Origin of the sequence: Flaviramulus multivorans (assembly GCF_021728415.1) — a bacterium.
GTDB classification, from domain to species: Bacteria; Bacteroidota; Bacteroidia; order Flavobacteriales; family Flavobacteriaceae; genus Sabulilitoribacter; species Sabulilitoribacter multivorans.
Genome location: NZ_JAKKDV010000001.1, coordinates 401,945 through 417,598 on the forward strand (window position 1 = coordinate 401,945; position 15,654 = coordinate 417,598).

Sequence of the window (15,654 nt, forward strand, 5' to 3'; positions counted from 1 at the left end):
TGAGAATAAAAACAGTCATTTATTAAGAATTATTGAAAATAGATTGTTAAAAAGGTTTCGGTTACTTAAAAGAACTTTCCGTAATTAGCTTAAAAAAAGAAAACTATTTAAATTATAAAAAAACAAAAATATCAATTCGTACTCTATGGTATTTGATTAAATTTGCACATCAAAATTTTACTATGTACAGAAGCCATAATTGTGGTGAATTAAGAGCATCACATATAAATACAAAAGTAACCTTAGCTGGTTGGGTTCAAAAATCACGCGATAAAGGGTTTATTGTTTGGGTAGATTTGCGTGACCGTTATGGTATTACACAATTAGTATTTGACGAAGAGCGTACTTCAAAAGAGTTGATTGCACAAGCTCAAGATTTAGGTCGTGAATTTGTTATTCAAGTTAAAGGAACCGTTATTGAGCGTGCCTCGAAAAACCCAAATATCCCAACGGGTGAAATTGAGATATTGGTTTCAGAATTAAACATTTTAAATAACGCATTACTTCCTCCGTTTACAATAGAAGATAAAACCGATGGTGGTGAAGATATACGTATGAAATATCGCTATTTAGATATTCGTCGTAACCCTGTAAAAAACAGTTTGATTTTTAGACATAAAGTAACTCAAGAGGTTAGAAACTATTTATCAAAAGAAGGCTTTATTGAAGTTGAAACCCCTTATTTAATAAAATCAACTCCCGAAGGAGCGCGTGATTTTGTGGTACCTTCACGCATGAATGCTGGTCAGTTTTACGCACTTCCACAATCGCCACAAACATTTAAGCAATTGCTTATGGTAGGTGGCATGGATAAGTATTTCCAAATAGTAAAATGTTTTAGAGACGAAGATTTACGTGCCGATAGGCAGCCGGAATTTACTCAAATAGACTGTGAAATGGCATTTATTGAGCAAGAAGACATTTTAAATGCTTTTGAAGGCTTAACACGTCATTTATTAAAAGAAGTGAATGGTGTGGAGGTTGAAAAATTCCCGAGAATGCTTTACGATGATGCCATGCGTAAGTACGGAAACGACAAACCTGACATTCGTTTTGGAATGGAATTTGGCGAACTTAATGAAGTAGCTCAACACAAAGAATTTGGCGTTTTTAATAATGCTGAATTAGTTGTAGGTATATCAGTTCCAGGAGGCAATAAATATACGCGTAAGGAAATTGACCAACTAATTGATTGGGTAAAGCGCCCACAAATTGGCGCGCTAGGTATGGTATATTGTAGATGCAATGAAGATGGAACCTTTAAATCATCCGTTGATAAATTCTATGATGAATCTGATTTAGCAAAATGGGCAGAAGTTACAGGTGCTAAACCTGGTGATTTAATCTGTGTCCTTTCAGGCAACACAAATAAAGTACGTGCGCAATTAAGTGCATTGCGTATGGAATTAGCTGAACGTTTAGGGTTAAGAAACCCTAAAGAATTTGCACCGCTTTGGGTTATGGACTTCCCGTTATTAGAATGGGACGAAGAAACTGAACGCTATCACGCGATGCACCATCCGTTTACTTCGCCAAAACCAGGGCAATTAGAGCTGTTAAAAACCAATCCAGGAGCTGTAAAAGCAAATGCTTACGATTTGGTTTTAAACGGAAATGAAATTGGTGGTGGTTCTATTCGTATTCATGATAAAGCAACACAATCTTTAATGTTCGATTATTTAGGCTTTACGCCTGAAGAGGCCAAAGCACAATTTGGATTTTTAATGGATGCCTTTCAATATGGAGCACCACCACATGGTGGATTAGCTTTTGGTTTAGATAGATTAGTAGCCATTTTAGGCGGACAAGAAACCATTCGCGATTTTATCGCGTTCCCAAAAAACAATGCTGGACGCGACGTTATGATTGATGCTCCCGCGCCAATTGATGATGATCAATTAACAGAGTTGAGTTTAAAGCTTAATTTGAAATCATAAAAATTAAATCCCGCTATGGCGGGATTTTTTAGTAATTTTATAGTATGCCAACTACCTTCAAAAGCCTACTTCGTAAATTTTTAATCTGGAAATACAAGCATATTTCAGAGCGACAGTTTGTTTATATATTAAGTATCCTAGTTGGTTTTTTAGCAGGTATGGGAACCGTATTGCTAAAAAACTTTACCCATTACATTCGATTACTTTTTGAGCTAGATTTTTTTAATAACTATCAAAACACACTTTACTTTATCTTCCCTATAATTGGACTTATTTTAGTTTATATTATTAAGCAAACCTGGTTAAAAAAACATATAGGGCACGGTATTTCATCAACCTTATATGCTATTTCAAAACTTAACGGTATCATTCCTAGGTATAATATTTATGCCTCATTAATTACTGCACCGTTAACCGCAGGTTTTGGTGGTTCGGTGGGTTTACAAGGACCTGCCGTAAGTGTTGGGGCTGCTTTGGGCTCCAATGCTGCACGATTATTTCACATGAACTCTAAAACAAGAATGCTTTTAATTGGCTGTGCTGCGGCAGGCGCTATGGCTTCAATGTTTAAAGCACCTATTGCGGCTATTATTTTTGCGATTGAAATATTTAGCTTAGATATTGCTTTCGTTTCTTTAGTTCCACTTTTACTTGCTTCGGTTTCAGCAGTAGTAACGTCATACATGTTTTTAGGAACCGACGTATTGTTAAGATTTGAGTTGACTGATAAATTTGAGATTAACGACATCCTATTTTATGTTCTGTTAGCTATTGTAACAGGTTTAGCATCAGTCTATTTTTCAAAAGTTTTCTTTGCCATTACCAATTTTTTCAAACAATTTGAAAGTAGAGCCAAACGACTTTTAATTGGTGGGTTAGCAATAGGGACAATTCTATATTTTATCCCACCGCTTTATGGTGAAGGATATGGTATAATGAATAACTTATTAAAAGGCGATCATCTTGCCGCTATTGGTACCACACCATTTGATTTAGACTTATCGAACATCTGGATTGTTATTGGCTTATTACTTGGTATCTCGGTTTTTAAAGCCATAGCTATGACCACCACATTTGGTGCTGGCGGTGTTGGTGGTGTTTTTATTCCAACACTGGTTATGGGAAGTGCTTTGGGTAATGCTTTTGCTAAAATCATAAATAACTTAGGATTTGATTTTCACGTATCAGAATCTAATTTCACGCTTATAGGAATGACTGGACTAATGGCTGGTGTTCTTCATGCTCCGCTAACTGCCATTTTCTTAATTGCGGAAATTACTGGTGGTTACGAGCTTTTTGTCCCTCTTATGATAGTGTCTGCCATTTCATTTGCTATTACAAAATATTACATATCACATTCTATTTACACGCTTGAACTTGCTGAACGCGGTGAATTGATGACCCACGATAAAGACCAAAATGTGCTAATGGTTTTAGACATTAATAAAGTGATTGAAACCAATTTTATTATACTAAAACCTGATATGAAATTAGGCGATATTCTTAAAAATGCCGTCGCTAAATCTTCCAGAAATCATTTCCCTGTGGTTAATGATGATCACGAATTTTTAGGGGTTATTCATCTCGACGACATTAGGCATATGATGTTTGATGCCGATTTATATGAAAAAGTAGATGCTTCTAGTGTTATGCATGCCGATGCGGGGATTATAAATTATGATACCGATTCGATGACGGTTATTATGGAAAAATTTAAGTCTACCGGCGCATGGAATTTACCTGTTATCAAAAACGGAAAATACTACGGTTATATTTCAAAATCAAAACTCTTAACAGCATATCGAAGACAATTAATTAACTTTACACAATAAACGTAACGTCAATGAAATACATAGTTTTCATACTATTTTTAGCCTCCATAGGGAGCATTATTTATGGCTATATGGTAGAATCTGATATTTCACAAAAATTAATAGGCTTCGGTGTAGCAGGTCTTTTTCTAGTGGTGTTTCCATTATTTTCTTATTATCGCTGGAAAGATAAAAACCTTAAAGATTATATGCTTACCAAAGAAAATCTGGATAAGATGCGCGAAAACCAAAAGCGTAATAAAATTTAAAATACCATTCTAATTTAAATTGCGCTTTTCAATAAAAAACCGCTTTAAAAGCATCGAAGTTTCCTCTTCTAAAATACCACCGGTAATCGTAGTTTTTGGATGTAGTTTAGTTTTTAAATTAATACAACCTCGCTCCATATCTCTAGCGCCATAAACAATTTTAGCAATTTGGCTCCAGTATAAAGCACCTGCGCACATTTGGCAAGGTTCTAAGGTTACATAAAGAGTACATTGTTTTAAATATTTACCACCTAAAAAATTAGCTGCAGCAGTAATGGCTTGCATTTCGGCGTGCGCTGTTACATCATTTAAAGTTTCGGCTAAATTATGTCCGCGCGCAATAATTTTATTGTCAATAACAATTACAGCACCCACAGGAATTTCGCCTTTATCAAAAGCTACTTCGGCTTCCTGAAGTGCTTTTTTCATAAAGTAAGTGTCATCAAAAGGTTCTATCATAATAGCAAAAATACAAATTCATTCTCGTACTTTTGCTAGGTGCAAAAAAGTCTATTACAGAATATAAACTCACCCAAAGAACTCCGTCTTTTACAACAAAAAGACTTACCTCAACTTGCACAAGAGTTACGTGAATATATCATAAATATTGTAGCCACTAAAGAAGGCCATTTAGGAGCCAGCTTGGGTGTTGTGGAACTTACCATAGCTCTACATTATGTGTTTAATACCCCTGAAGATTTATTGATTTGGGATGTTGGGCATCAAGCTTACGGACATAAAATACTTACTGGCAGAAAAGACATTTTTCATACCAATAGGCAACTTGGAGGCATTAGCGGTTTCCCAAAACGTGATGAAAGCAATTATGATACCTTTGGTGTTGGTCATGCATCTACATCTATTTCTGCGGCGTTAGGTATGGCCATTGCTTCGCAATTACATGGAAGTAATAAACACCATATTGCGGTTATTGGCGATGCGAGTATTGCCAGTGGAATGGCCTTTGAAGGTTTAAACCATGCTGGTGTTACCGATGCCAATTTATTGGTAATATTAAACGATAATGCTATTGGAATAGATCCAAGTGTTGGCGCATTAAAACAGTATTTAACCAACGTTAAAAGAGGCACTCAAAAACAAGATAATATTTTTGAAGCTTTAAATTTTGATTATTCCGGACCTATTGATGGGCACGACTTAAATGCTATTATTTCGGAACTTAATAGACTAAAAACTATTAAAGGTCCAAAATTTTTGCATGTAATAACTACCAAAGGCAAAGGTTTAAAACAAGCCGAAGAAAACCAAGTAAAATATCATGCTCCTGGGAAGTTTGATGCCAAAACAGGCGATTTAATTGCTAAAACCGCTTCGCTTGAGCCACCAAAATACCAAGATGTTTTTGGTTATACGATTGTAGAACTCGCTAAAAACAACAAAAAAATTGTGGGTATTACACCTGCAATGCCAACAGGAAGTTCGTTAAAATACATGATGGACGAAATGCCCGAACGCGCTTTTGACGTAGGTATTGCCGAACAACATGCAGTAACCTTAGCCGCAGGTATGGCTACACAAGGACTTATCCCTTTTTGTAATATTTACTCCACGTTTTTACAACGGGCTTATGACCAAGTAATACATGATGTGGCCTTACAAAAACTACCTGTTATTTTTTGTTTGGATAGGGCTGGTTTGGTAGGCGAAGATGGTGCCACACACCATGGCGTATTTGATTTAAGCTATTTACGTTGCATACCAAACCTGATTATTTTTGCACCACGAAACGAAGTAGAATTACGCAATATGATGTACACCGCACAATTGGGTTTAAGTTTACCCATTGCCATACGCTACCCACGAGGAAGAGGCATTACCATAGACTGGGAACAACCTTTTACTAAAATAAGTATTGGTACTGGTGTAACTCTTAAAAAGGGCAACAAACTAGCTATTTTAAGCATAGGTAACATTGCTAAAAACGTAACCGAGGCTATTAGTAATTTAAATGTTTCGCATTACGATATGCGTTTTGTAAAACCGTTGGATGAAACTTTGTTGCATACTATTTTTAAAACTTATAAAACTGTGGTTACCGTTGAAGACAACAGTATAAAAGGTGGTTTTGGAAGTGCTATTTTAGAATTTGCTACTGTACATAACCACGAAAACACCATTAAAATTTTGGGTGTACCTGATGCGTTTATTGAGCATGGTAGTGTTGATGAACTACAGAATAATATTGGTTTGGATGCCGAGAACTTAAAAACCATTTTTAATACACTTTTATAATTCTTAAATAGCTACCCACATTATAACTTGATTTTGTGGGAAAAAAAAGATAACTTCGTTTACATGTGCTGAACTTGTTTCAGTAACTTCTGATATAAAACATTGAAACGATTCCATATAATCTAGTTACCACCAATTTGAAAAAATGAACAAACTGACAAAAACTTTACTTCTGATACTAACTGTATCAATTTTTACGAGCTGTGATTTCATTAATAATGCCTTCACTTATAAAGACACAACTGAAGGATTCGTCGAAGCTCTAATAAATGAAGACTATGAAAAAAGTCTGACCTTTATGGCGATAGAAAATGAAGCTTTCAAAAACACGAATTTAGATACATTAAAAATAGGTTTAGGGAATTTTCAAAAGGTAATTGTAAACAACTTCGGGAAAGAGCTAAACTACAAGTTTATGACTGCCGAAAAAACCTTTTCAACATTAGAAGGAGAAAGTACTGCGCCTAATACAACTTTAGCACAAATTGAATTTTCAAACGATACAGAATTCGGGGTCTTCGAGATTACTTTTGATGATAATTCAAATAAAATACTAAACATTAAAACACTTGATTTAAAAGAGAAAATTCCGAATATGATTTGGTTTTGGCTATTTGGAATTATTGCTATTTGTGTTCCTATTTTTAATATTTGGATAATTAGAAAAATTAAGAAGAGTAATCTGAAGAAAAAATGGCTGAAATATATAGCCGTAATATTTTTGAATGTTCCAGCGATAACTTACAGCGCAGTTTACGGACTTTCCTTTAGTTTATTAAGTTTTCAAATACTGTTCGGAATTAGTTTTTCATATATGGGATATTTAAGTTCGGCTTGGACTTTTGGAATACCTCTTGGCGGACTTTATTGGTTATGGAAGTTGAGTAAAAAAACGGAGGGCGGAACAACCGAAAATGAAATAATAGCGGAATAAAAAACTGGTGGTAAGACCTAATATAATTTATTGCCAGTTCTAGCCTACTTACGAAACTAAAAATTTAATCGTACCTAAAAATAACGCGTTAGGGATTGAGGTCTTTGTTGGAGCTCTCTCGATTTTTAATCGGGAAGCGACTACCGAAAGCCCGACCTGTTTATCCTGAACTTGTTTCAGAAACAGGTAACGCCCAACTTCTGGATATAATTCCTTAAAAAAAATCGGAATCACTCAATATGGCATTTTCTAAAAACTTATGCCTTTAATTTTTTTGTACTCTAAAATGGCTTTACTATCGGACAACAGAGACACATGATAACACACACTTGACAAGCGGTTGTACAAACTATCATCCTGCGTTTTGATGGTTTTTGGTAAGCCTTTTAAAATGAGTTTATCGTAGTTTGATGCCGTATTGTTATAACCATTATTTATGGCATTGGTGTACGTGTTTAATAGGGTATTTAACACCCCGTAGCCAGCAATTTCTTTATCGATAACCTCGGTAGATTGGTAAATGTTTTCGATGCTTATTTTTATGATATCGTTTATTTGGGCTTCGTATTTACTTTTATCTAACAAAGCACAATTAAATTCGCCGTTTAAAATGGTTTCTTCGTGTTTCATGAAAATATCGACTGCTTCATCAATTAAAGTACCAATAGCCAACGCACGTAAATAACTTACGCGGTCTTGTTTGTTTGTAAGTGCGTAATAGTTTTTGGTTTTAATTTTATCGCGAACAATATTTATAAGGTACTCGAGTGCGAACTCTTCTTGAATGAGACCCAGATTTATTCCATCTTCAAAATCGATAATAGTGTAGCAAATATCATCGGCAGCCTCTACTAAATATGCCAGTGGATGACGTGAAAAGCTTACATCTTTTTTACTTCGTTTTACTAATCCTAATTCAGAAGCAACATCTAAAAAAGCATCTTTTTCACTTTGAAAAAAACCATATTTTTTATCGGCAATATGATTGGTTGGCTTTTTAGGAAGCGACTCTTTTGGGTATTTCATAAAAGCGCCCAACGTCGCATAACTTAATCGTAAACCACCTTGTCGTCCTGCTCTACTTTCAGTTAAAATTTTAAAACCATTAGCATTACCTTCAAAATCGCATAAATCTTGATATTCTTTAGCGGACAATTGGTCTTTGTATTTTAAACCCAAGCCTGTTTTAAAAAATTCGCCTATGGCTTTTTCGCCAGAATGCCCAAACGGTGGGTTCCCTATATCGTGTGCCAATGCTGCTGCAGCTACAATAGCACCAAAATCGTTGGCTTGATAACCATGAATGTTTTGTAAATGCGGGTATTTTTCTAATATTTTCTTCCCAGCCAATCGCCCTAATGAGCGCCCTACAACACTTACTTCTAAACTATGTGTTAAACGCGTGTGTACAAAATCGGTTTCCGATAAAGGAATTACTTGGGTTTTGTCTTGTAGGCTTCTAAATTCTGATGAAAAAATGACACGATCGTAATCTACTTCAAAACCTAAGCGGGTTTCGTCTTGTTCTTTTCGTATACGTTTATTAGTGTCGCCAAAGCGTTTTAAGGATAGTAATTGCTCCCAGTTCATGGTAAAAATTTATGTGTTGGCAAGATATTAAATTCAATAGAAATAAAACTCAAAAATCAGTTAACATTAAAGTAACATATTAATGATAGTTGCTTAATGTTTTGATAACATTCAAGACATAGAATTATCCTTTCTTTGTTCAGAATTTAATGTTTAAATTAATGAAACATATTTTTATAATCGTAACACTTTTTATTTCAAGCTTTTCAGTAGCTCAAAATACAGGGTCTATAAACGGAAATGTTTTAGATCTAGAGTCTGAAAACATGCCACTAGCTTTTGTAAAAGTTTTAGTAAAAGAAACTGGTGCTGAAACCATGTCGGACGAATACGGTGTTTTTAAATTTGAAAACTTAAAAGAAGACACTTATACATTGGTTTTTAGTTTTGTAGGTTATGAAACAAAAACTATTAAGGCTAACGTGATTAACAATAAAACAACTGCAATAAAGGAATATATTGGAGCAAGCACCTTATCTCTTGACGATTTAACATTAGTGTTTGCAAGTGCTGAAACTTCAAGCAATTAGAATTTACACCTTAATAAATATTAAAAAGCAACTTTCACTCAAAACGGAAGTTGCTTTTTTGCTTTTTATAAGTCTTCATACAATTCAAAAAATTTAATGTTAACTCAATGTAATCATAAGCACAAAATAACTGCTGAAAATTAACAATAACCTAACGCTTTTATTACTGTTCTTTAATATTAAGGTAACACTCTATTCACAATGTGGTGGTTTCTTTGCACCAAGAAATTTTAAAATACTAATGAAGAAAAATATCTTATTATTTATACTGTTTGTAACCTCATTATCATTCGCACAAAACACAGGTTCAGTAGTTGGAAAACTAACAGATAAAGAATATAATAACGAACCATTAGCCTTTGCTAATGTTTTAATAAAAGGAACTACAACAGGAACTACTTCCGATTTTGATGGTCTTTACAGTTTTGAAAATCTAACCCCAGGAACATATATTTTACAATTTAGTTTTGTTGGTTATGAAACTCAGGAAGTTAGCATTGAAATCGTTGCAGATAAAGTAACAGAACTTAACATAGTAATGGCTGCAAGTGCTGCAACTTTAGACGAAGTTGTAATTACTACCACTACCAAAAGGGAAAGTGAAACTGCTTTATTATTAGAACAAAAAAAAGCTGTAGAAATAAAACAAAGTATTGGTGCTGAAGAGTTATCAAGAAAAGGAGTAAGTGATGCTGCTGGAGCTGTTGCAAAAATATCAGGGGTTTCAAAACAAGAAGGTTCAAGTAACGTATATGTACGTGGTTTAGGTGATAGATACTTAAACACCACCATGAACGGATTGTCGTTACCATCAAACGATGTTAGCAAGAAAAATATCGATTTAGACTTGTTTGCTTCTGATGTGATTGAAAACGTATCAATTAGTAAAGCATATTCTTCAAAATTTTATGGTGATTTTTCAGCAGGTAATGTGGATATTTCATCAAAAGATTATAAAGGAGCAGGATTCTTTGATTTTGGAATTGGTTCATCTTTTAATACAAATGCTATTGGAAAAGATTTTATAAGAAGTGAAGGTACGGGTCATTTTGGATTTTATAATAGATATGCTCATAATCCATTTGCGGTAATATTATCTCATGGTTTTGACCCTGTAAGCGCTGGAACACCTATTAACACAAGTTTTGGTGGTGCATTTGGGAAATCTTTCAATTTTAAAAATGGTGCTAAGCTTAGTTTTTATGGTACTGGATCGTTTGAAAATGATTATCAATACCGAAAAGGTTCTTCAATTGATTATACCAACGTTGAAAAAAAAGCCTTTGATGTTGCCGAAGAGTTTGAATACGGCACCACTACAACAGCAATGGCATCTATCGTTTATAAAATAGATAACAATAACACACTTAAATACAATTCTTTATTTGTAAATAGTTCTTCCGATAAGGTGGGCTATTTTGGAATTGATGGCACAGGTAGAAACAGAGATGCTATTGCTAATACTGACGAAGGTTTTTATCAACAAAATATTCAGTTTAATGAAAACCTTATTTATGTAAATCAACTTTTAGGAACTCATAGATTTGATAAGATAGATATTGATTGGGGTTTTGGGCACAACTTTGTAAATGCGCATGAACCAGATAGAAAGCGATTGAGTTTTGAAAACTATCAATTTGCCTTAGATAACGACCCTAATACAAATCCTATTTTTTATAGCAACGTTGATTTCGACAACCAACGTTACTTCCAAAATATAAAAGATGAAGAATTAAACGGACGTTTAAATGTAGCTCTTCAAGCATCTGAAAAAGTTAAAATAAATGTGGGTTATAATGCCCGTAGCAAAGAACGTCTTTTCGATAATATTAGATATGGATATGATATCATTGACAATAGTGGTATTGCTGATGTTAATAATTTAAACGACTTTTTTACTCTTGAAAATTTAAACTTAAACGACAACCAAGGAACTTACGAAATTAAGGTTATTAAGCCTTACCCAAACCTAGGTAACACCAACAGACCAGGGCTACCTGAAAACACATATAAAGGCAAATTAGATATCTACTCAGGATATTTAAATGCTGAAATAAATTTAGGTGAAAAATGGCTTTTTGTACCAGGATTGAGGGTTGAATCTTTTAATCAATATATTGAATATGATGTTATTAATTTGGGCGTTAATGGTAACGATAACGTTAGTGCTTCGGATGTCTTGTTTTTACCTAGCCTTAGTGTTAAATATGCATTAAACGAAGACCAAAATCTGCGCTTTTCTGCAAGCCAAACCATGTCATTACCCGAGTTTAAAGAAGTTGCGCCTTTTGTTTACGAAAGTGTATCGCAGCGAATTGGTGGTAACCCCGATTTATTAGGTCAAAAACCTGGAGAAACGTATACCAATGTAAAAGATGTTTCTTACTCTAAGATTTTTAACGTCGATTTAAAATATGAATGGTTTGTGTCAAAATCTGAACTCATTTCACTTGGAACTTTTTACAAGCAAATTCAAGACCCCGTGAACCAAGTAGTTGCTTTTGATGCCACAGGTACACAACGCTTTTTTAGAACAGGTGAAAAAGCGCAAATCATTGGTGTTGAAGCTGAAATTAGAAAAAACATTATTATCAATAGTGAAGATGAAACGCAACTTTCTTTTGGGTTGAATGCTACTTACATGCATACAGAACAAGACTTATACAGTGATATCGTTGGAAGTAATTTTAACGTAAGTTTTACAAGCGATAAAGAAGAATTACAAGGGGCATCACCTTTTATTGTGAATGCAGATATTAACTATTCTCCTACTAATTTCGAAAAATATAAACCAATAGCAACCTTGACATTCGCTTATTTTTCGGATAGAATTGATGCTTTAGGCTCTGGTCAATTAGGAAATGTAATTGAAAAAGGCATTCCTACCTTAGATTTTATTCTTAAAAATAAAATAGGTGAAAACTTCGAAATTAATTTCGCTGCAAAAAACCTTTTAAATCCTAATATAAAATATATAAGAACAACCAATCAAGGTGATATTGTTGTAACCTCTCCTAACGGAAAAGATGTTTCAGATTATAAAAAAGGTTTGAATATAGGGTTACAATTAAAATACAACTTCTAAAAATTAATTAAAAAACGAACAAAAATAAAATTTTAAAAACCATGAAAAATAATTTATTATTCGGATTAGCAATTACAGCATTGCTTTTTAACTCGTGTGCTACAGATGATACTGCAGACATTTACATTACCGATAACAGTGTTATAAACAACAACGGTGGTGGTAATACTGGTGGCTCAGGTGAAGAGATTGCAATTAGTGCAGCACAATACTCTTCTGATTTGGTATTAGAGGCCAACAAAACGTATACCATTAGTGGACCAGTTATTATGGCAGAAAGTGCTAATTTAATAATAGGAGAAGGCGTTACCATAAAAGCGATAGCAACTGGTGCTGATGTTTATATTGCCATTTCTCAAGGCGCAAGAATAATAGCAAACGGTACTGCTACCAATCCAATTGTAATGACCTCAGGATCTGCTAACCCAGCAGCAGGACAATGGGGTGGGCTAATTATATTAGGAAAAGCTCCTATTAACTCAGTAACAGGAAATGCAACTGCTACATCTGAAATTGGAAGCTTACCATATGGAGGCACCGAAGCATCAGATAGTTCTGGTATTATTCGTTATGTTCGTGTAGAATATTCAGGTGGAGCTGCTGATGGTTCTTCTGAAAACAATGGATTCTCATTTTATGGTGTTGGATCTGGAACAACCGTTGATTATATCCAAGCTTACGAAGGAGCTGATGATGGAGTCGAATTTTTTGGCGGAACTGTTCAAGTTAATCACGTAGCTGTAATCAATTGTCAAGATGATTCCATTGACTGGACAGAAGGCTTCGGGGGTTCTATTACAAATGCCTATGTAAAACATGGTGCAGACCACGATAAAGCTTTTGAGTGTGATGGCTATAATACTGATATAGGTAACCTATCAAACCCTAAATTTTGGTCTAAGCCAACCGTTAAAGATGTAACATTAGTAGGTTTAGGAAATACTGCTGGTACAGAAGCTGTAAGGTTAAGAGCAGGTACTCAAGGACTTTTTGATAATATCTTAATTCAAGGATTTGAAGAAGGCTTTGATTTAGATGGTGATGCCGGAACTACTAGTGATAACCCAACAGGTACGGGCGTTATTAATGGAGATTTACAGGTAACCAATGTAACCTTTACAGATGTAACCACAAAAATGAAAAATGATACCGGCGATACTTTTACAGAAGCTGATTTTATTTCAGGTGATGGATTAGGAACAGGAACAGATTATGCTACATGGGGAGCAGGTTGGACTGTTGGAAACTAACAAAAGCAAACTATTATAACGTAAAAAGCATCCTAAATAAGGATGCTTTTTTGGTTCTTAGCATCTCTGTAAATTATTACATAGAAGCAACGTTATCAGTATAATTGACTTCTTTTTTAACTCCGTCAATCCAATAAATCCATTTGCCGACTTTTTTACCATTATCATAATTTGCCGAAACTGTTTTTTTGCCTTCTTCGTTAAAACTTAACCACTCACCATGTAATTTACCATCTACCGTATAAGTTCCTGTTTGACTTACAACGCCATTGTCATGATAATAAACAACTTCAATTAAATTGGTGTCTTCGTTAAGCTTTAAATCTCTCTTTTGCTTTTCTTGAGCAAAAGAAACCACTGTAATTAAAAAGGCAAAAACTAAAATTAATTTCTTCATAATTATGGGTGTTTACATTATGGTGTAAATTTACGAATTAGATAACTTTAAAACAACATTAAATTAACGTTATGGTAACATTAACTGTTTATTTGTTTGATTGTCAACTATTTAAACATATAAGATTTAACATTGGAAATGTTAATGATTAATTAATATTGAGGTTACGTTTAGATTAACTTAAAACTCCATATTTGCTTTGTCTTAAGACAAAATATTAGTATTTCATATAATTTATTAGTTTTTGTCGACTACATTATCATGATTTCTAATGAGACTGCCTTTGGCCAAGGCAGTCTTTTTTATGCATAAATTTAATAGTTAGGAAACATTGTGTTAACATTAGAGTTGTTTATTTGCAGCGACAAAAATTAATAACAATACTAATGAAATTTAAAATTACTCTAATAGCACTTTTTTTGTGTGCTATTAACCTTACTGCACAAGAAATCAGTGATACTTCTTTTGGAAATGGACTAATTAATTTTACAGCTAAAGACAGCTCTTTTAGCATAAAATTCGCACCTCGTTTTCAGGTTCGTTCTGAATCTTCATGGGACCATAATGGCACCCAATATGGGAGTCCAGATCACACTTTTATTGTGCGTCGCGCCCGATTAAAATTTGATGGTTATGCCTATAGCCCAAAATTGAAATATAAAATTGAGTTGGGATTGTCAAATAGAGATATCTCTGGAGCTGATGAATTTAACCGTGATACTCCTAGAATAATTCTTGATGCTGTTTTAATGTGGAGTTTTGCTGAAAATTGGGAGCTTTGGGCAGGACAAACTAAATTACCAGGCAACGTTGAGCGTGTGGTATCTTCTGCAAATCTTCAACTTATAGATCGTTCATTATTAAATAGTCGTTTTAATATTGACCGTGATTTGGGTATTCAGTTACGTCATAACTCCAACTTAGGTGGGAACTTTTTAATGCGTGAAAAACTAGCAATTTCTCAAGGTGAAGGCCGAAATGTTTCCGAAGGAAATCAAGGTGGTTTGCAATATACAGCTCGTTTAGAATTATTACCTTTCGGTGCTTTTAAGTCTAAAGGAGATTATAGCCAATCGGATTTAAAACGTGAAGCGAAACCAAAATTAATGCTTGGTTTTACATATAACTATAATCAAGGTGCTGTTAGAGAAAGAGGATTTGCAGGTGATTATATGATTAGAACAGATGGCTCTATTTATGAAACTGACCAAACTACTATTTTTGCTGATGCTATGTTTAAATATGATGGATTTTCATTTATGGGTGAATATGCAAAACGTACAGCAGATGACGAAATTGCAACGGAAGCTGATGGTGTAACACCTACTGGTGATATTGTATTAACGGGTAACGCCTTAAACTTACAGGCTGGTTATTTATTTAAAAGCAACTATGAAATCGCTGCGCGTTTTACTACAGTAGAATACGAAGCTATTACGAATGCATTACCTACAAAACAATACACTTTAGGGGTTAATAAATTTATCGTTGGTCATAAATTAAAAGTTCAAAGTGATTTAAGCTATACTACTCTGAATGGTAATGAAGATAACATTACATTTAGACTAGGGTTTGATATTCATTTCTAAAAAATAACA

12 protein-coding genes are annotated in these 15,654 nt (G+C 34.2%); 9 read left to right on the forward strand and 3 right to left on the reverse strand.

The window, feature by feature from the left end:
• Positions 1-182: 182 nt before the first annotated feature.
• Genes aspS through L3X39_RS01745 form a run of 3 tightly spaced genes read left to right on the forward strand, consistent with a single transcriptional unit; the run spans position 183 to position 4,017 of the window.
• The gene (gene aspS, locus L3X39_RS01735; RefSeq protein WP_237229701.1) at positions 183-1,937 is read left to right on the forward strand and encodes an aspartate--tRNA ligase; all 1,755 of its coding nucleotides are present in this window, start codon (positions 183-185) and stop codon (positions 1,935-1,937) included.
• Between the two features lie 44 nt (positions 1,938-1,981).
• Positions 1,982-3,769 (forward strand): chloride channel protein, encoded by a 1,788-nt coding sequence (locus L3X39_RS01740; RefSeq protein WP_237229702.1) that lies wholly within the window; start codon positions 1,982-1,984, stop codon positions 3,767-3,769.
• Positions 3,770-3,780: 11 nt separating this feature from the next.
• A complete protein-coding gene (locus L3X39_RS01745; protein ID WP_237229703.1) occupies positions 3,781-4,017 on the forward strand; it encodes a hypothetical protein in 237 nt (78 codons plus the stop codon).
• Between the two features lie 9 nt (positions 4,018-4,026).
• On the opposite strand, the gene L3X39_RS01750 is transcribed toward L3X39_RS01745, so the two are convergent.
• Complete coding sequence (locus L3X39_RS01750) at positions 4,027-4,476, reverse strand: nucleoside deaminase (RefSeq protein ID WP_237229704.1); 450 nt, start codon at positions 4,474-4,476, stop codon at positions 4,027-4,029.
• A 39-nt stretch (positions 4,477-4,515) separates the two neighbouring features.
• Between L3X39_RS01750 and dxs the strand changes: the two genes are divergently transcribed.
• Positions 4,516-6,270 carry a 1-deoxy-D-xylulose-5-phosphate synthase gene (gene dxs / locus L3X39_RS01755; protein WP_237229705.1) on the forward strand — a complete coding sequence of 585 codons (1,755 nt, stop codon included), beginning with the start codon at positions 4,516-4,518 and terminating at the stop codon, positions 6,268-6,270.
• A gap of 145 nt (positions 6,271-6,415) precedes the next feature.
• Positions 6,416-7,204 carry a hypothetical protein gene (locus L3X39_RS01760; RefSeq protein WP_237229706.1) on the forward strand — a complete coding sequence of 263 codons (789 nt, stop codon included), beginning with the start codon at positions 6,416-6,418 and terminating at the stop codon, positions 7,202-7,204.
• A gap of 249 nt (positions 7,205-7,453) precedes the next feature.
• Here L3X39_RS01760 and dgt read toward each other — a convergent pair whose 3' ends face one another.
• Positions 7,454-8,794 carry a dGTP triphosphohydrolase gene (dgt, locus tag L3X39_RS01765; protein ID WP_237229707.1) on the reverse strand — a complete coding sequence of 447 codons (1,341 nt, stop codon included), beginning with the start codon at positions 8,792-8,794 and terminating at the stop codon, positions 7,454-7,456.
• Positions 8,795-8,955: 161 nt separating this feature from the next.
• On the opposite strand from dgt, the gene L3X39_RS01770 reads away from it, so the two are divergent.
• The 3 genes from L3X39_RS01770 to L3X39_RS01780 all read left to right on the forward strand — a co-directional run bounded on the left by L3X39_RS01770 (position 8,956) and on the right by L3X39_RS01780 (position 13,659).
• Positions 8,956-9,324 carry a carboxypeptidase-like regulatory domain-containing protein gene (locus tag L3X39_RS01770; RefSeq protein WP_237229708.1) on the forward strand — a complete coding sequence of 123 codons (369 nt, stop codon included), beginning with the start codon at positions 8,956-8,958 and terminating at the stop codon, positions 9,322-9,324.
• A 241-nt stretch (positions 9,325-9,565) separates the two neighbouring features.
• Positions 9,566-12,409: a TonB-dependent receptor gene (locus L3X39_RS01775; RefSeq protein ID WP_237229709.1), complete on the forward strand. Its 2,844-nt coding sequence runs from the start codon at positions 9,566-9,568 to the stop codon at positions 12,407-12,409.
• A 41-nt stretch (positions 12,410-12,450) separates the two neighbouring features.
• A complete protein-coding gene (locus L3X39_RS01780) occupies positions 12,451-13,659 on the forward strand; it encodes a beta-helix domain-containing protein (RefSeq protein ID WP_237229710.1) in 1,209 nt (402 codons plus the stop codon).
• Positions 13,660-13,735: 76 nt separating this feature from the next.
• On the opposite strand, the gene L3X39_RS01785 is transcribed toward L3X39_RS01780, so the two are convergent.
• Positions 13,736-14,056, reverse strand: a complete 321-nt coding sequence (locus L3X39_RS01785; RefSeq protein ID WP_237229711.1) for a toxin-antitoxin system YwqK family antitoxin — start codon at positions 14,054-14,056, stop codon at positions 13,736-13,738.
• Between the two features lie 386 nt (positions 14,057-14,442).
• Between L3X39_RS01785 and L3X39_RS01790 the strand changes: the two genes are divergently transcribed.
• On the forward strand, positions 14,443-15,645 hold the full coding sequence (locus tag L3X39_RS01790) for a porin (protein ID WP_237229712.1): 1,203 nt from the start codon (positions 14,443-14,445) through the stop codon (positions 15,643-15,645).
• Positions 15,646-15,654 lie beyond the last annotated feature (9 nt).

Coding starts and splice junctions, on each gene's coding strand:
- dgt (WP_237229707.1), bottom strand. CDS start 8,794: ATGAACTGGGAGCAATTACTATCCTTAAAACGCTTTGGCGACACTAAT.
- L3X39_RS01785 (WP_237229711.1), bottom strand. CDS start 14,056: ATGAAGAAATTAATTTTAGTTTTTGCCTTTTTAATTACAGTGGTTTCT.
- L3X39_RS01760 (WP_237229706.1), top strand. CDS start 6,416: ATGAACAAACTGACAAAAACTTTACTTCTGATACTAACTGTATCAATT.
- aspS (WP_237229701.1), top strand. CDS start 183: ATGTACAGAAGCCATAATTGTGGTGAATTAAGAGCATCACATATAAAT.
- L3X39_RS01750 (WP_237229704.1), bottom strand. CDS start 4,476: ATGATAGAACCTTTTGATGACACTTACTTTATGAAAAAAGCACTTCAG.
- L3X39_RS01775 (WP_237229709.1), top strand. CDS start 9,566: ATGAAGAAAAATATCTTATTATTTATACTGTTTGTAACCTCATTATCA.
- L3X39_RS01790 (WP_237229712.1), top strand. CDS start 14,443: ATGAAATTTAAAATTACTCTAATAGCACTTTTTTTGTGTGCTATTAAC.
- L3X39_RS01740 (WP_237229702.1), top strand. CDS start 1,982: ATGCCAACTACCTTCAAAAGCCTACTTCGTAAATTTTTAATCTGGAAA.
- L3X39_RS01745 (WP_237229703.1), top strand. CDS start 3,781: ATGAAATACATAGTTTTCATACTATTTTTAGCCTCCATAGGGAGCATT.
- L3X39_RS01780 (WP_237229710.1), top strand. CDS start 12,451: ATGAAAAATAATTTATTATTCGGATTAGCAATTACAGCATTGCTTTTT.
- L3X39_RS01770 (WP_237229708.1), top strand. CDS start 8,956: ATGAAACATATTTTTATAATCGTAACACTTTTTATTTCAAGCTTTTCA.